The sequence below is a fragment of the Tepidimonas sp. HKU78 genome, from assembly GCF_049860815.1.
Classification (GTDB): Bacteria; Pseudomonadota; Gammaproteobacteria; order Burkholderiales; family Burkholderiaceae_C; genus Tepidimonas.
In genome coordinates, this window is record NZ_CP187547.1 from 1 (window position 1) to 15,109 (window position 15,109).

Annotated in this window: 16 protein-coding genes; 9 read left to right on the forward strand and 7 right to left on the reverse strand. The window is 67.2% G+C overall.

Going from position 1 to position 15,109, the window contains the following annotated elements:
* Positions 1-111: 111 nt before the first annotated feature.
* The gene (locus tag ACPYIS_RS00005; protein WP_424894419.1) at positions 112-1,818 is read right to left on the reverse strand and encodes an ABC transporter permease; all 1,707 of its coding nucleotides are present in this window, start codon (positions 1,816-1,818) and stop codon (positions 112-114) included.
* Between the two features lie 40 nt (positions 1,819-1,858).
* On the opposite strand from ACPYIS_RS00005, the gene ACPYIS_RS00010 reads away from it, so the two are divergent.
* A complete protein-coding gene (locus ACPYIS_RS00010; protein ID WP_299021128.1) occupies positions 1,859-2,998 on the forward strand; it encodes an ABC transporter ATP-binding protein in 1,140 nt (379 codons plus the stop codon).
* Positions 2,999-3,051: 53 nt separating this feature from the next.
* Here the strand turns inward: ACPYIS_RS00010 and ACPYIS_RS00015 are convergent, their stop codons facing one another.
* From ACPYIS_RS00015 to ACPYIS_RS00025, 3 genes are all read right to left on the reverse strand, one after another.
* Positions 3,052-3,528, reverse strand: a complete 477-nt coding sequence (locus ACPYIS_RS00015; RefSeq protein ID WP_424894418.1) for a copper chaperone PCu(A)C — start codon at positions 3,526-3,528, stop codon at positions 3,052-3,054.
* Between the two features lie 34 nt (positions 3,529-3,562).
* Positions 3,563-4,198 (reverse strand): SCO family protein, encoded by a 636-nt coding sequence (locus ACPYIS_RS00020; RefSeq protein ID WP_424894417.1) that lies wholly within the window; start codon positions 4,196-4,198, stop codon positions 3,563-3,565.
* 93 nt (positions 4,199-4,291) lie between these two features.
* Entirely contained in the window at positions 4,292-4,696 is a 405-nt protein-coding gene (locus ACPYIS_RS00025) for a DUF2946 family protein (protein ID WP_424894416.1), read from the reverse strand.
* A gap of 44 nt (positions 4,697-4,740) precedes the next feature.
* Here ACPYIS_RS00025 and ACPYIS_RS00030 point away from each other — a divergent pair, with 44 nt between their 5' ends.
* From ACPYIS_RS00030 to ACPYIS_RS00065, 8 genes are all read left to right on the forward strand, one after another.
* On the forward strand, positions 4,741-7,050 hold the full coding sequence (locus ACPYIS_RS00030; RefSeq protein ID WP_425973739.1) for an NADP-dependent malic enzyme: 2,310 nt from the start codon (positions 4,741-4,743) through the stop codon (positions 7,048-7,050).
* A gap of 195 nt (positions 7,051-7,245) precedes the next feature.
* Entirely contained in the window at positions 7,246-8,277 is a 1,032-nt protein-coding gene (locus tag ACPYIS_RS00035) for an ABC transporter substrate-binding protein (protein WP_299021114.1), read from the forward strand.
* Positions 8,278-8,282: 5 nt separating this feature from the next.
* The gene (locus ACPYIS_RS00040; protein ID WP_424858836.1) at positions 8,283-9,119 is read left to right on the forward strand and encodes an ABC transporter ATP-binding protein; all 837 of its coding nucleotides are present in this window, start codon (positions 8,283-8,285) and stop codon (positions 9,117-9,119) included.
* A 28-nt stretch (positions 9,120-9,147) separates the two neighbouring features.
* The gene (locus ACPYIS_RS00045; RefSeq protein WP_424858835.1) at positions 9,148-9,915 is read left to right on the forward strand and encodes an ABC transporter permease; all 768 of its coding nucleotides are present in this window, start codon (positions 9,148-9,150) and stop codon (positions 9,913-9,915) included.
* Positions 9,916-10,003: 88 nt separating this feature from the next.
* Positions 10,004-10,879, forward strand: a complete 876-nt coding sequence (locus ACPYIS_RS00050) for a prepilin peptidase (RefSeq protein ID WP_424858834.1) — start codon at positions 10,004-10,006, stop codon at positions 10,877-10,879.
* Positions 10,879-11,484 carry a dephospho-CoA kinase gene (gene coaE, locus ACPYIS_RS00055; RefSeq protein ID WP_424894414.1) on the forward strand — a complete coding sequence of 202 codons (606 nt, stop codon included), beginning with the start codon at positions 10,879-10,881 and terminating at the stop codon, positions 11,482-11,484. Before ACPYIS_RS00050 ends, coaE begins: the two co-directional genes overlap by 1 nt.
* A 7-nt stretch (positions 11,485-11,491) precedes the next feature.
* A complete protein-coding gene (zapD, locus tag ACPYIS_RS00060) occupies positions 11,492-12,250 on the forward strand; it encodes a cell division protein ZapD (RefSeq protein WP_424858832.1) in 759 nt (252 codons plus the stop codon).
* 31 nt (positions 12,251-12,281) lie between these two features.
* The gene (locus ACPYIS_RS00065; RefSeq protein WP_424858831.1) at positions 12,282-12,488 is read left to right on the forward strand and encodes a DNA gyrase inhibitor YacG; all 207 of its coding nucleotides are present in this window, start codon (positions 12,282-12,284) and stop codon (positions 12,486-12,488) included.
* A gap of 7 nt (positions 12,489-12,495) precedes the next feature.
* Here the strand turns inward: ACPYIS_RS00065 and ACPYIS_RS00070 are convergent, their stop codons facing one another.
* Genes ACPYIS_RS00070 through argJ form a run of 3 tightly spaced genes read right to left on the reverse strand, consistent with a single transcriptional unit; the run spans position 12,496 to position 15,096 of the window.
* Positions 12,496-12,957: an NUDIX domain-containing protein gene (locus ACPYIS_RS00070; RefSeq protein WP_424858830.1), complete on the reverse strand. Its 462-nt coding sequence runs from the start codon at positions 12,955-12,957 to the stop codon at positions 12,496-12,498.
* A 19-nt stretch (positions 12,958-12,976) separates the two neighbouring features.
* A complete protein-coding gene (locus ACPYIS_RS00075; protein WP_424858829.1) occupies positions 12,977-13,855 on the reverse strand; it encodes an ATP-binding protein in 879 nt (292 codons plus the stop codon).
* A 5-nt stretch (positions 13,856-13,860) separates the two neighbouring features.
* Positions 13,861-15,096: a bifunctional glutamate N-acetyltransferase/amino-acid acetyltransferase ArgJ gene (gene argJ / locus ACPYIS_RS00080; protein WP_424858828.1), complete on the reverse strand. Its 1,236-nt coding sequence runs from the start codon at positions 15,094-15,096 to the stop codon at positions 13,861-13,863.
* Positions 15,097-15,109 lie beyond the last annotated feature (13 nt).

The window sequence follows — 15,109 nt, forward strand, 5'->3', positions numbered from 1 at the left end:
CCGTAGTTCAATGGATAGAACGGCCGCCTCCTAAGCGGCAAATCCAGGTTCGATTCCTGGCGGGGGGACCAACCCGGCATCCGTCGGCGAGCGCATTCGCGTGCCGGGTCATCAGCACGCCGACGCCTCGCCACGGCGCATGGCACGGCTGAGCCATATCACCGGCACCAAACCCACGGCCACCAGCGTCAACGCGGGCAACGCCGCCTCGCCCAGGCGCTCGTCGCGCGCCAACTGGTGCGCCACCACCGCCAGCGTGTCCATGTCAAACGGACGCAGCACCAACGTTGCTGGCAGCTCTTTCATCACATCGACGAACACCAGCAACGCTGCGGCCAGCACGGATCGGCGCAGCAGCGGCCAATGCACGCGCCACCATAGCGCCGCACCGGCGACACCGAGCGTCGTCGCCGCATCATCCCAACTGCGGGGAATGCGGCTGTAGCCGCTTTGCACCGATTGCAGCGCCACCGAGGTAAAGCGCACCAAATAGGCCCACACAATACCCAAAACGGTGGTCGTGACCCAGTACGCCACATGGCTGTCCGGCCAGCGCGCCTGTGCCCAACCCACCGGCAGCAGCAGGCCCACCACCACCACGGCCCCGGGTACGGCATAGCCCAGGCCCACGATGCGCACCTGCACCCGCGTGAGCGCCCCGGGCATGCGGCGCGCCGCATGCGCCAGCGCCAAAGCGGCTGCCGTGGCCAGCGCGGCACTGCTTGCCGCGAGCACCAGACTGTTGCGCGCCCAGCCCCCAAAGGCGTGCCACGGCAGCTCGTCCCAGCCATGCCACAACGGCCGCAGCATGAACAGCACCGGCAGCACGAATCCAAACATCACGGGCAGCGCACAGACCAACCACGCGGCCACCACCTGCCCCCCGCGCAAGCGCACTGGCTGCGCCTCCGCGCTGCCGCGCGCGACACGCTGGGTGGCAAAGCGCATCCGTCGCTGCGCGCGCTGCTCCACCCACAACAGCAACGCCACCCACGCCAGCAACATGATGGCCAACTGTGCCGCGGCGGTGCGGTCGTCCATCACCAGCCACGCATTGTAGATGCCCGCGGTGAACGTCTGCACCCCAAAGTAGCTGACGACGCCAAAGTCCGCCAAGGTTTCCATGAGCGCAAGGGCCACACCGGCCGCGATCGCGGGGCGGGCCATCGGCAGCGCCACCTCGCGCAGCCGCCGGCCCAGCGGCGCGCCCAGCAGCCGCGCGGCTTCCAGCAACTGGGGGGGGCGCTCGCTCAGCGCGGTGCGCGCCAACAAATACACATACGGATAGAGCGTGAAGGTAAAGACCCAAGCCGCGCCCCAGGGGCTGCGGATCTCGGGCAACAACCGGCCTTGCCAGCCGGTCCACTCACGCAGCGCGGTTTGCAGCGGCCCCGAGTACTGCAAAAAGTCGGTGTAAGCGTAGGCGACCACGTAAGCGGGTACCGCCAGCGGCAGCAGCAGCAGCCACTCGGCCGTGCGCCGGCCCGGAAAGTCAAAGACCGTGACGGCCACGGCCGTTGCCGACCCCACGACGCCGACGGCGACGGCTACCACCGCGCACACCCACAGCGTGGTGCGCACATAGTCGGGCAGCACGGTGACCGCCATCTCGCGCAACACGGCGGTCGAGCCCGCATCCCAGGTGAGCGCTGCCAGCAGCAGCGCCAACACGGGCAGAGCGAGCCACAGCGAAAACAACGTCAAACCGATCCGCGCCAGGGCACGCGAGGGTGCCACCCCATGGGAGCGCCGCCGGGGGGGTACGGAAGGCACCGACGCAGCAAGATGGCTGACAGCAGTGGAGTGGACAGGTTTCATGGCGCAAGAAATGAGAATACGCATTATCTACAATGCGCGTATGGAACTGTCGATCACTCAGGCGACGGTGCGCTACCCTGGATCGGGTCAGCCTGCCGTCGATGGCGTCACGCTCGCGCTGCGTGCCGGGGATATCGGCGTGCTCATCGGACCGTCGGGCTGCGGCAAAACCACGCTACTGCGCGCGGTGGCAGGATTGGAGCACTTGAGCGGCGGCGCCATCGTGCTCGGCGGTCAGGAGGTGAGCGCCCCGGGCGTGCATGTGCCGCCCGAACACCGCCGCATCGGCATGGTGTTTCAGGACTATGCGCTCTTTCCCCATCTGAACGTCGAGCGCAACGTCGCCTTCGGGCTGGCTCACCTGCCTGCACCGCAACGCCGCGCGCGTGTGGCGGAGGTGCTTGAACTCGTCGGGCTGGCCGGCATGCAGGGGCGTTACCCGCACGAGCTCTCGGGTGGGCAACAACAGCGAGTGGCGTTGGCGCGGGCATTGGCGCCACAGCCGCGACTGCTGCTGCTGGACGAGCCTTTTTCCAATCTGGACGTGGATTTGCGTGAGCGTCTGGCGCACGAAATCCGTGCCATCCTCAAAGCGGCCGGCCTGACCGCCCTATTCGTCACGCACGACCAGTTGGAAGCGTTTGCCATTGGTGACGTGATCGGCGTCATGCACCAGGGCCGACTGCACCAGTGGGACGACGCCTACACCCTCTACCATCGCCCCGCGACACGGTTCGTTGCCGAGTTCATCGGCCACGGGGTATTCGCGCCGGCCCGCATCCGCGCGCTGGGCGACGACGTCGTGGTCGAGACACCGCTGGGCGACCTGCGCGACGTGCAGGAATGTCCCTTGCCCACCGCCTATCCCGACGGGCTGTGCGATGTGCTGCTGCGCGCCGACGACATCGTGCACGACGACGCCGCCCCGGTCAAAGCGCAAATTGTGCGCAAGGCGTTTCGCGGCTCGGAGTTTCTGTACACCCTGCGGCTGGCCAGCGGCGAGACGGTGATGACGCACGTGCCGTCCCACCACGACCATGCAGTGGGCGAGTGGATCGGCATCCGCGTCGAGATGGATCATGTGGTCACGTTCGAGCGCGGCGCGGGGGCCGCATCGCCACCCGCCACCGCCCTCCGCCGTCCCGAGCGCGCCGCCGCCGAAGCAACGCTGCCCGGGTGAGCCGCGACATCGCAACGCACACCGATCCAATCGGGACCGAACCCGGTTCTCTCTCAGTGTTTGTGGCCGTGATCGTGAGACGGCTCCTGCCGGGCGCCCAGCGCCCGCACCGGCGCTTGCACCTGCTGCTCGATACGGCGCTTGTCCGCGGTCTCGAACACCAGGGTCAGCGGTACGGTTTGACCCGCAGACACGGGCTGCTTGAGGTCCATCAGCATCACGTGATAACCGCCCGGTTTGAGTTCGACCGTCTTGCCGGCGGGCAAGTCCAGCCCGGGAATCTGGCGCATCTTCATGACATTGTTGTCCATGGCCATTTCGTGGATTTCCACGACACCGGCCACCGGCGAGGCGGCTGCCACCAGGCGCACCGGCTGGTCGGCTTTCAGGCGCATGAAAGCGCCCGTGGCTTTTTGCTGTGCGACCGTCCCGCGCACCCACGGCTCCTCGACGGTAACGGTCTGTGACCATACGGCGCTGGCAACCAAGGCGGTGGCAGCGGCGGCAGTCACGCGGGTCCAGGTTTTCATGGTTGGGCTCCTTGAGAAAAAACAAAAAAGGCATCTACCCGCCGCTGGCGCTTTCGCGCAGCAGAGCAGCCACGTCATGGGCGTAATCCTCGGCCGACTGCTCGTGCTTGAGCACGATGCGCAGCCGCCCTTGCGGGTCGATGAGATAGGTTTGCGCGGAGTGATCCATGGTGTAGCTGCTGCCGGTGGGGACCTTGGCGTAATACACCTTGAATTCGCGTGCCGCTGCGGCGATCTCGTCCGGCGTTCCGGTCAGCCCCAGAAAGCGAGGGTGAAACGCGGCCAGGTACTCGCGCAGCAGCTCGGGCGTGTCGCGCTCGGGATCGACGGTGACGAATAGCAACTGCACCCGGTCGGCGTCGGGCCCCAGCCGCTGCATGACCTCCGCCGCGCGCGCCAGCGATGTCGGGCAAACGTCTGGGCACTGCACGAAGCCGAAATACAGCATCACGACCTGGCCACGAAAATCAGCCAAGGTGCGTCGCTGCCCGAACTGGTCGGTCAGCTGTAACTCACGCCCATAGGGCGCGCCGGTGACGTCGATCCCCCGAAACGCGGGGGTGGGCGAGCGGTCGCAGGCGGCAAGTCCCGCAGCGACGATCATGCACGCGGCCGCAAGCCCAAGCACCCGGCGACGGCCCGGCGCGTGCGCATCGTTTGTCGATGCCATGGATCACTCCTGTCCAACGGCCCGCCATCTGGCGGACCTCTGCGTCAGGCCACTCCGACCCGCCACCTAGCGGGCCGAGGGTTGGCCGCCCAATCAGCGCAGAGACGGCGACAGGAGCGGTGGCGCGTGCGGCTGGGGACGCCACCAATGATCTTCGTCGAAAGCAGAAGCGATGGGCGCGTCGGCAAGGGTAATGGCTACCGCGAAGGCGACCGGCGCGACGTGCTCACCCGGTGGAACGTTCCACGCTCCCGCATGCAACAGGCACCAGTCGCACGCCATGGCAGCCATCGCCGGCGCTGTAGGGGTACTGCCGACGTCCGCCGCACCGTCCGTCGGCGCACCGGCAGACACCCAGACGACACCGGTACTGGTGCAAATCTCGATGCGCTCGACCCTCTCGTCCACCCACACCCGTGCGAGTGCTGGGGACAGCGACGTCCACAGCACGGCAATGAGGGCCAGCCAATAGGGCCAGCGGTAGGCGGGTCGATGCATGGCTGATTTATTATAGGTCGGCATATTTTTGACCGCCATCCATCATGACCCCTGCCGAACAAGCCCTGCGCGACGCCGCACTCGAGTACCACCGCACCCCCACCCGTGGCAAGATTTCGGTCACGCCGACCAAGGCGCTGTCCAACCAGCGCGACCTGAGCCTCGCCTACTCGCCCGGAGTGGCGTACCCTTGCCTGGAAATCGCCGCCGACCCCCACAAGGCCGCCGACTACACCAGCCGCGCGAACCTGGTGGGTGTGATCACCAACGGCACCGCGGTGCTGGGTTTGGGCGACATTGGCCCGCTGGCAGGCAAGCCGGTGATGGAGGGCAAGGGCTGCCTGTTCAAGAAATTCGCTGGCATCGATGTGTTCGACATCGAGCTGGCCGAGAAAGACCCCGACAAGCTCGTCGACATCATCGCCGCGCTGGAGCCGACGCTGGGCGGCATCAATCTGGAAGACATCAAGGCACCCGAGTGTTTTTATATCGAGCGGCGACTGCGTGAGCGCCTGCAAATCCCCGTCTTTCACGACGACCAACACGGCACGGCCATCATCTCCGCAGCGGCGCTGATCAACGCGCTGGAGCTGGTGGGCAAGCCCATCGACGCAGTGCGTATCGCGGTCTCGGGCGCGGGCGCGGCTGCGATCGCGGTGCTAGACCTCTTCGTCGCGCTCGGTGCCCAGGCGGACAACATCCTGGTGTGCGACTCCAAGGGCGTGATCCACGATCAGCGCGAGGACGCGCTCGCCGGGCGGCTCGACGAATCCAAGCGCCGCTACTGCCGCCGCACCGACGCGCGCACGCTGGCTGACGCCGTGCGCGGCGCGGACGTCTTTTTGGGTTGCTCCGCCCCTGGCGTGCTGAGCGCCGCGATGGTGCAAACCATGGCCGAGCGCCCCATCATCTTGGCGCTGGCCAACCCCGAGCCCGAAATCCGCCCCGAGGTGGCCAAGGCCGCGCGGCCCGATTGCATCATCGCCACCGGGCGCTCGGACTATCCCAACCAGGTCAACAACGTCCTGTGCTTTCCGTACATCTTCCGCGGTGCGCTCGACTGCGGGGCCACGCGCATCACCGACGCGATGAAGCTGGCTTGCGTGCGCGAGATCGCTGCGCTGGCCAAGGCCGAAATCAGCGACGAGGTGGCTGCCGCCTACGCCGGGCAAGAACTGCAGTTCGGGCCGGACTACCTCATCCCCAAACCCTTCGACACGCGGCTCATTCTGCGCATCGCGCCGGCGGTGGCGCAAGCGGCAGCGGATTCGGGCGCGGCCACCCGCCCGATCGCTGACATCGAGGCCTACCGCGACAGCCTGCAGCGCTTCGTGTACCAAACCGGTATTTTGATGCGCCCGGTTTTCAGCGTGGCCAAAGCCGCCCAACCCAAGGCGCGCGTCGCCTACGCCGACGGCGAGGACGAGCGCGCGCTGCGCGCGGCCCAGTTGGCGCTGGAAGAAGGTATCGCCCAGCCGATCCTGATCGGGCGCCCCGCCGTGATCGAAGCCCGCATCCGCAAGGCCGGCCTGCACCTACGCCTGGGCGTGGACGTGGAGAACGTCAACCCCGAAGACGACCCGCGCTTTCGCCAGTACTGGGAAACCTACCACCATCTGCTCAAGCGAGACGGCGCCACGCCCGAGGTGGCCAAGGCCGCGGTTCGGCGCTCCAACACCATCATCGGCTCGCTCATGCTACGCCTGGGCGACGCCGATGCGCTCATCTGTGGACTGGTGGGTACCTACACCACCCATCTGGAGCGCATCGATGCCATCCTGGGGCGTCAGCCCGGTGCGTCGCTCTATGCCGCGCTCAACGCGGTCAACACCGACCGCGGCCCTATCTTTATCACCGACACCTACGTCAACGAAGACCCGAGCGCCGAGCAACTGGCCGAGATCGCCGCCATGGCGGTGCTAGAGGTGCAGCGCTTCGGCATCGTGCCCAAAGTGGCGTTTCTGTCGCACTCCACCTTTGGTTCGTCCAAACGCGCCAGCGCCCGCAAGATGCGCGCGGCGCGCGACCTGTTCGTGGCCGCCCACCCCGACATCGAATGCGACGGCGAGCTGCACGGCGACGCAGCGCTCGACCCCGGGATTCGGCAACGCTTCCTGACCGACTCCACGCTGTCGGGCAGCGCCAACCTGCTGGTGTGCCCCAATCTGGATGCGGCCAACATCCTCTACAACGTGATGAAAACCACGACCAGCGGCGGCGTCACGGTTGGCCCCATCCTGATGGGGGTGGCAGGCGCGGCCACCATCCTGACGCCTGCGGCGACGGTGCGGCGCGTGCTCAATATGACGGCGGTGGCCGCCGCGCGCGTGCGCTCGGCGCCCGCGCCGACCTGAGCGACGGGACGCCGGGTCGGTGCAAGGCCGCACCAGCGTGGTGCAGCGGTGCGGGTTTCCACGGGTTCCGGCAGCGCCCGTCTCGCGAACAATGCGGGGCATAGCGTCCGCCTGGCATCGGTTTTGCATGGGTGGGCTGTCTCAGCGCTGCCCTTAGCGGGCCGCCGTTCACCCTTGACCCGTTGGAGAGTCCCCATGCACAAGCGCCAGTTCCTCCGCACCGCAGCCGCCCTCGTGGCGGGCACGCTCGCCGTCGGTGTCGTCCACGCGCAAAACAAGCCCATCAAGTTCCAGCTCGACTGGCGCTTCGAAGGGCCCGCCGCGCTCTTTCTGCACCCGGTCAGCAAGGGTTATTTCCGGGATGCCGGCCTGGACGTGACGATCGATGCCGGCAGCGGGTCGGCGGGCACGGTCACACGCGTGGCCTCCGGCACCTACGACATGGGTCTGGCCGACATGGCGGCGCTGATGGAGTTCCATGCCAACAACCCCGACGCGCCCAATAAGCCAGTGGCCATCATGATGGTCTACAACAACACCCCCGCGGCGGTGTTGGCCTTGAAATCGTCGGGCATTCGAAGCCCGAAGGACCTGACCGGCAAAAAACTGGGGGCTCCCGTCTTTGACGCGGGACGCAAAGCCTGGCCGATTTTCGAAAAAGCCAACGGCGTGGGGCCGGTTTCCTGGACGTCGATGGACCCACCGCTGCGCGAAACCATGCTGGTGCGTGGTGACGTCGATGCGATCACGGGTTTTTCGTTCACGTCACTGCTCAACCTGGAGGCGCGCGGCGTCAAGACCGAGGACATCGTCGTGCTGCCGTATGCACAGTATGGGGTCAAGCTCTACGGCAACGCCATCATCGCCAGCCCCAAGCTGTTGCGCGAACATCCGGCCGCGGTGCGCGCCTTCTTGGCAGCCTTCGCCAAGGGGGCGGGCGAGGTCATGGCCAACCCCGCAACCGGCATCCAGGCGGTCAAGGCCCGCGACGGCATCATCAACACCGACCTGGAGCTGCGCCGGCTGCGGCTGGCCATCGACTCGGTCGTGGCCAGCCCCGACGCGCGCGCCGAAGGCTTCGGGCGCGTCAACCCTGGCCGCCTGTCGCTGATGGCCAGTCAGGTTTCGGACGCCTACCAAACCAAAACCCGGGTCGACGTCAGCAAAGTGTGGGATGGTTCATTCCTCCCCGATGCGCGCGTGCTCGACGTCCTGCCCAAGCGCTGAACCCCATGACGACAACCACTGCGCACGAAACCGACCCCTTCGTCGTCTTCGATGGCGTGTGGCTGGCGTACACCCCGGCGCTGCAGGCGCAGGGGGTGTACGCCGTAGAGGACATCCACCTGACGGTGCGCCGCGGCGAATTCATCGCCATCGTCGGCCCCTCGGGATGCGGCAAATCCACGTTCATGAAGCTGACCACGGGGCTCAAACGCCCGTCGCGCGGCACCATCTGCGTCGACGGTCGCCCTGTGGACGGGCCGCTCAAAATCTCCGGTATGGCGTTCCAGGCGCCGTCGCTGCTGCCCTGGCGCACCACGCTAGACAACGTGCTGCTGCCGCTGGAGATCGTCGAGCCCTACCGCAGTCAGTTCAAGGACCGCCGACGCGAGTTCGAAGAGCGCGCGCGGCGCCTGCTGGCCTCGGTGGGGCTGGAGGGCTACGAGCACAAATACCCGTGGGAACTCTCCGGTGGCATGCAGCAGCGCGCCAGCATCTGCCGCGCGCTCATTCACGAGCCCAAGATGCTGTTGCTCGACGAGCCCTTCGGGGCGCTGGACGCCTTCACGCGCGAGGAGCTGTGGTGCACGCTGCGCGATTTGTGGGAGGCGCAGCGCTTCAACGTCATTCTGGTCACGCACGACTTGCGCGAATCGGTCTTTTTGGCCGACACCGTCTATTGCATGAGCAAGAGCCCCGGTCGGTTCGTGGTGCGGCGCGACATCCCGATTCCGCGCACGCGCGATCTGGAGGTCACCTACTCGGCCGAATTTACCGACATCGTGCACGAGCTGCGCGGCCACATCGGCGCCATGCGCCGGCCCGGCGTGCCCCTGCAGCAGTGATGGCTTTTCCTTTCTTCCCACCCGCCACATGAACCGTCGCATCGTCGAGCGCCTGTCGCCCCTGCTGCTGCTGATTGCCCTCATCGTCGTCTGGGAGGGCATCACACGCGAGCTGCAAGTCTCGGAGTTCATCTTCCCCAGCCCCTCGCGCATCTGGGCGCAAACCCTGGAGCATCACACGGCCATCTTGGGGCATGCCTGGCGCACGTTTTGGGTCACGATGGCGGGCTTTGGCATCGCCATCGTGGTGGGCGTATTGCTGGGTTTTCTGTTGGGCTCGTCGCGCCTGGCCTATGCGGCGCTGTACCCCCTGATGACGGCGTTCAATGCGCTGCCCAAGGCGGCGTTCGTCCCCATCCTGGTGGTCTGGTTTGGCATCGGGGCGGGCCCGGCCATCCTGACCGCCTTCTTGATCAGCTTCTTTCCCATCATGGTCAACATCGCCACCGGCTTGGCGACGCTGGAGCCGGAGTTGGAAGACGTGCTGCGCGTGCTGGGGGCACGGCGCTGGGACGTGTTGACCAAAGTCGGCCTGCCGCGCTCGATGCCGTATTTCTTCGGCTCGCTCAAGGTGGCCATCACGCTGGCCTTCGTCGGCACCACCGTCTCCGAGATGACCGCTTCCAACGAAGGCATCGGCTACCTGCTCATTTCCGCCGGCTCGTCGATGCAGATGGGGCTGGCGTTTTCGGGGTTGATCGTCGTTGGCCTGATGGCGATGATCATGTACGAGCTGTTCAGCTGGCTGGAAAAGCGCATCACGGGCTGGGCACACCGCGGCAGTCAGGCGGCATGAACAAGGTCCGATGCGAGGCTGCCTCGGCGCGTGACGAGACGTTACACTGCCAGCTTTCGTGCTTTTGCGCGAACGATCCGCTGTCACCATGTCTGCTGACCCCTCCTTCCTTCTGCCCAGCCCATGGGGGCTGGTTGTCGCCGTTTTATTCGGCTTGGTCATCGGCAGCTTCCTCAACGTGGTCATCCACCGCCTGCCGCTGATGCTGCAGCGGCGCTGGGCGGACGAATGCGCGGCGCTGCAGGCCAGCGCCACGGAAGCACCCGCAGCACCACAAGGCGCGCCGTTCAACCTGTGGGTACCACGCTCGCACTGTCCGGCGTGTCAAACCCCCATCCGGTGGGTGCATAACATCCCATTGCTGGGCTGGCTGGTGCTGCGGGGGCGGTGTGCCGCGTGCGGCGCCGCCATTTCATGGCGCTATCCGCTGGTGGAACTGGTCACGGGGGTGGCTTTCGCGTTGGTCTTTGCCCGCTACGGCGCCACCGGAGCCACACTGGCCTGGTGGGGGTTCGTGGCTGCCGTGCTGGCGCTGGCCCTCATCGACTGGGACACGACGCTGTTGCCCGACGACATCACCTTGCCGCTGACCTGGGCCGGTCTGATCGCCGCCAGCCTGGGCTTCAGTGGCGTGACGCTCACCGACGCGCTGTGGGGCGCGGTTGCGGGCTATCTGTCACTATGGGCGGTGTATTGGGCATTCAAGCTGGTCACCGGCAAGGAAGGCATGGGCTACGGCGACTTCAAATTGCTGGCCGCCCTCGGCGCCTGGTTGGGCTGGCAAGCCCTCATCCCGCTGGTGCTGGTGGCCTCGGCCTTGGGGGCCGTGGTCGGACTGGCCATGAGGGCGCGCGACGCCCTGCGCGAGGGCCGCTACGTGCCGTTCGGGCCGTTTCTGGCGTTTGGCGGGCTGCTCGTGTGGGCGATGGGGCCGGGGGCGATTCTGGCAGTGTTGGGGTTGTGATGGGCGCTCCTTTGCGCATCGGTCTGACCGGCGGTATCGGCAGCGGCAAAAGCACCGTCGCCGCCATGCTGGCAGCGCTGGGTGCGACCGTGGTCGATGCGGATGCCATTTCACGTGCCTGCACCGCGCCCGGCGGGGCCGCCATCGAGCCCATTCGCGATGCATTTGGCAGCGCCTTCATCACGCCCGACGGCGCGCTCGACCGCGACCACATGCGTGCGCTCGTCTTTCGCGACCCCGAGGCGAAAGCGCGGCTGGAGGCCATCATCCACCCGCTGGTGCGAGCGGAAATCGACCGCCGCATCGCGGCCTGCACGACCGACACGGTCGTGCTCGACCTGCCGCTGCTGGTCGAATCGCCCCGCTGGCGCGAGCGCTGTGACCGCGTCTGGGTGGTGGACTGCACGCCCGAGACGCAAATCGAGCGCGTCATGGCGCGCAGCGGCTGGCCACGCGAGCAGGTGCTGGCGGTGCTGGCGCAGCAAGCCAGCCGTGCACAACGGTTGGCGGCAGCGGATGTCGTGATCGACAACGACGGCGTCGATCTGGAGACCCTGCGCGCGCGCGTGCGCGCCGCGTGGGAGCGACGCCGATTGCCAGTATGATGCCCGCGTGATTCTGTACGAATACCCTTTCAACGAGCGCATCCGTACCTACCTGCGCCTGGAGCATCTGTTGCTGCGGCTCGGTGAGCTGCTGGCGCGTGCGCACCCACTGGATCACCACTTCGCGATCCAGACGCTGTTCGAGATCATGGAGGTGGGCGCGCGCGCCGACCTCAAATCCGAGATCCTGAAAGATCTGGACCGGCACAAGCAGGTCTTCGTGGGCTATCGCGGCAATCCCGCCATCTCGGAGGTGGCGCTGGAGCAACTGATCGCGCGCATCGACACCTGTTACGCCACGCTGCGCGACGACGAAGGCAAGGCAGGACATGCGCTGGCGGGTATCGAGTGGCTCAGCGCCGTGCGCAACCGCATCACCATTCCCGGCGGCACGTGCGCGTTCGACCTGCCGGCCTATCATGACTGGCAGCACCGGCCCGCGCCACAGCGCCAGGCCGATTTGGCGCGCTGGGCGGGCGAGATTGCCTGTCTGGCCGAGCCGATCCACCTGCTGCTGCAGCTGCTGCGCGAGTCGGCCGTCGCCCAAAAGGTCTTTGCGACGCAGGGGCACTATCAGCAAAGCCTGCCGCAAAGCCGCACCTTTCAGCTGCTGCGGGTGTGGCTCGACCCCGCACTCGGGCTGATCCCCGAAATCAGCGGCAATCGGCTGCTGTTTTCGGTGCGGCTGCTGCGGCGCACCGACGAAGGACGACTCGAACACGCCGCGGACGCCGAGGCCGAGTTCGAAGTGCATTTGTGCGTGTAACCGATGCGCTTGCGGCATCCCGATACCGTTCATGACGCAGCCGTTCACTCCCCGCACCGTCACCTGCCCCACCTGTAGCGGGCCGTCGCGCTACGCGCCGGACAACCCGTGGCGCCCGTTTTGCAGCGAGCGCTGCAAACGCATCGACCTGGGGGCTTGGGCCAGCGAGCAGTTTCGCGTGCCCGACCCCGCGCCACCGGTCCAAGACCCCAACGCCGACGATACCCGCCTGCACTAAAGCCGGCTCAGGCCCGGGCGGGCGGACGCGGCGGATCGGTCTCGAACCAGGCCAGCACCGGCACCGTGCCCGGCAAGAGCGGCCCCACACTCACGGGCAAGCGCTGCCAGGCGTGGGTCTGCCCTTCGCGCATGTGCAGCGTGCCGTGCCAGTCATAGACACGGCAAAAATGCAGCCGCACCAGCGCGTGGGGGTAGTCCACCACCTGTTCGCGCCACGGGTGGACGTCGCCCACGGTCACGCCGATTTCCTCCTGCAGCTCGCGGCGCAGGGCCTGCGCCACGGTCTCTCCGGGCTCGACCTTGCCGCCAGGAAACTCCCAGTAGCCGGCATACGCCTTGCCAGGCGGCCGCGTGGTCAACAAGAAGCGCCCTTCGGCATCGATCAACACGCCCACGGCCACCTCGGTCACGGACCGCGCGCTGGCGTGGCGCGGCTGCTGCGGGTCGGCCACCAGCACTTCGGTCATCGCACGACTCCCCGCCCCGTCAAGCCGACGCATCGGCCTGACGGCCCACATAGTCGCGCGCAAACTGGTAGGCCACGCGCCCACTGCGCGAGCCACGCTCCAGCGCCCACACCAGGGCCTGCGGGCGTGCCGCCTCGATCGCCGCTTCGTCCACACCGTAGTGCCGCAACCACTGGCGCACCACGGCCAGGTATTCGTCCTGGCTGAAGGGGTAGAAGCTCACCCACAGTCCGAAGCGCTCGGACAGCGAGATTTTTTCTTCCACCGCCTCGCCTGGGTGGACCTCACCGTCGTCGGTGTGGGTGACGGCGAGGTTCTCGCGCAGGTACTCCGGCAACAGGTGGCGCCGGTTGCTGGTGGCATAGATCAGCACGTTGGGGCTGGCCGCGGCCACCGACCCATCGAGCATCGATTTGAGCGCCTTGTAGCCCGACTCACCCTCCTCGAAACTGAGGTCGTCGCAAAAGACGATGAACCGCTCGGGCCGTGGCGCGACCACGTCGACGATGTCGGGCAAGTCGGTCAGGTCGGCCTTGTCCACCTCGATCAAGCGCAGCCCCTGGTCGGCGTAGGCGTTGAGGCAGGCCTTGATGAGCGAGCTCTTGCCCGTACCGCGCGCACCGGTCAGCAGTACGTTGTTGGCGGGCAGCCCGCGCACGAAGCGCTCGGTGTTGCGTTGGATCTTGGCTTTTTGCTCGTCGATCTGCTGCAGGTCCTCGAGCCGAATCGTTGCCACGTGCCGCACCGGCTCCAGCACCCCGTGCGCGCCGCGCTTGCGGTAGCGAAAGGCGATCGAGGCGCCCCAGTCGGGCGCGCCCAACGGCTGCGGCAGGATGGATTCGAGGCGGGCGATCAACGCCTCAGCCCGCATCAGCAGGCGCTCGATGGGCTCGTTCATGGCCTTTAGCTGCGGTAGTCGGCGTTGATGCTGACGTAGTCGTGGCTCAGGTCACAGGTCCAAACCGTCTCGGCCGCGGGGCCACGCCCCAGGTCCACGCGCACGGTGATTTCGCTCTGCTGCATCACGCGCGCGCCGTCTTCCTCGCGGTAGCCTGGGTGACGCCCCCCGCGCGTGACCACGTGCACGTCGTCCAAGAACAGCTCGATGCGGCTCTGGTCCAGGTCATCGATGCCGGCGTAGCCAACCGCGGCCAGGATCCGGCCCAGGTTGGGGTCGCTGGCAAAGAATGCCGTCTTGACCAGTGGCGAGTGCGCGATCGCATACGCCACCTTCAGGCACTCGTCGGCATCGCGCCCGCCTTCGACGCGCACCGTGATGAATTTGGTCGCGCCTTCGCCATCGCGCACGATGGCGTGCGCCAGTGTACGCGCCACGTCGGTCAGCGCCGCCAGCAGCGCCTGTCCGTTCGGGCTGTCCAGGGACACAACGGGCGGGTTGCCCGCACGCCCCGTGGCCATCACGATGAACGAGTCGTTGGTCGAGGTATCGCCATCGACCGTGATGCGATTGAACGATGCGTCGGCCACGCGCCGCGTCAGCTCCGGCACCAAGTCAGGGGCCACAGCCGCATCGGTGGCCACGAACCCCAGCATGGTGGCCATATTCGGCCGAATCATGCCCGCCCCTTTGGCGATACCCGTCACCGCCACCGGCACACCCGCGACGGTGGCCCGCGCGCTGGCCGCCTTGGGCACGGTGTCGGTGGTCATGATGCCCTCGGCCGCGCGCAGCCAGTGGGCGCCGTCGGCGGCCGCGTCGGCGATGGCCGCGCCCAGCCCATCGACGATGCGCTGCACCGGCAGCGGCTCCATGATCACGCCGGTGGAAAAGGGCAGGATCTCCTCGGGCGCCAGGTCGAGCTTTTGCGCCAGCGCGATGCACACGGTGCGCGCGTCGATCAGCCCTTGCTCCCCTGTGCCCGCGTTGGCGCAGCCGGTGTTGATGACCAGCGCACGGATGCCCACCCCTGCGGCCAGATGGTCACGGCACACCTGGACGGGCGCGGCGCAGTAACGGTTGCGGGTGAATACGCCGCCCACCGCGGTGCCGGGGTCGAGCAGCACGACCGTGAGGTCCTTGCGGTGGGCTTTGCGCACACCGGCTTCGGTCACCCCCAGGCGCACGCCCGCCACGGGCAGCAAGGTCTGGGGATCAGGGGCGGTCCAATTGACGGCCATGGGTCGACTCCTG

Bases quoted from the DNA above. Each gene is read 5' to 3' on its own strand.
- ACPYIS_RS00005 (WP_424894419.1), bottom strand. From the start codon at position 1,818: ATGAAACCTGTCCACTCCACTGCTGTCAGCCATCTTGCTGCGTCGGTG.
- ACPYIS_RS00010 (WP_299021128.1), top strand. From the start codon at position 1,859: ATGGAACTGTCGATCACTCAGGCGACGGTGCGCTACCCTGGATCGGGT.
- ACPYIS_RS00015 (WP_424894418.1), bottom strand. From the start codon at position 3,528: ATGAAAACCTGGACCCGCGTGACTGCCGCCGCTGCCACCGCCTTGGTT.
- ACPYIS_RS00020 (WP_424894417.1), bottom strand. From the start codon at position 4,198: ATGGCATCGACAAACGATGCGCACGCGCCGGGCCGTCGCCGGGTGCTT.
- ACPYIS_RS00025 (WP_424894416.1), bottom strand. From the start codon at position 4,696: ATGCATCGACCCGCCTACCGCTGGCCCTATTGGCTGGCCCTCATTGCC.
- ACPYIS_RS00030 (WP_425973739.1), top strand. From the start codon at position 4,741: ATGACCCCTGCCGAACAAGCCCTGCGCGACGCCGCACTCGAGTACCAC.
- ACPYIS_RS00035 (WP_299021114.1), top strand. From the start codon at position 7,246: ATGCACAAGCGCCAGTTCCTCCGCACCGCAGCCGCCCTCGTGGCGGGC.
- ACPYIS_RS00040 (WP_424858836.1), top strand. From the start codon at position 8,283: ATGACGACAACCACTGCGCACGAAACCGACCCCTTCGTCGTCTTCGAT.
- ACPYIS_RS00045 (WP_424858835.1), top strand. From the start codon at position 9,148: ATGAACCGTCGCATCGTCGAGCGCCTGTCGCCCCTGCTGCTGCTGATT.
- ACPYIS_RS00050 (WP_424858834.1), top strand. From the start codon at position 10,004: ATGTCTGCTGACCCCTCCTTCCTTCTGCCCAGCCCATGGGGGCTGGTT.
- coaE (WP_424894414.1), top strand. From the start codon at position 10,879: ATGGGCGCTCCTTTGCGCATCGGTCTGACCGGCGGTATCGGCAGCGGC.
- ACPYIS_RS00065 (WP_424858831.1), top strand. From the start codon at position 12,282: ATGACGCAGCCGTTCACTCCCCGCACCGTCACCTGCCCCACCTGTAGC.
- ACPYIS_RS00070 (WP_424858830.1), bottom strand. From the start codon at position 12,957: ATGACCGAAGTGCTGGTGGCCGACCCGCAGCAGCCGCGCCACGCCAGC.
- ACPYIS_RS00075 (WP_424858829.1), bottom strand. From the start codon at position 13,855: ATGAACGAGCCCATCGAGCGCCTGCTGATGCGGGCTGAGGCGTTGATC.
- argJ (WP_424858828.1), bottom strand. From the start codon at position 15,096: ATGGCCGTCAATTGGACCGCCCCTGATCCCCAGACCTTGCTGCCCGTG.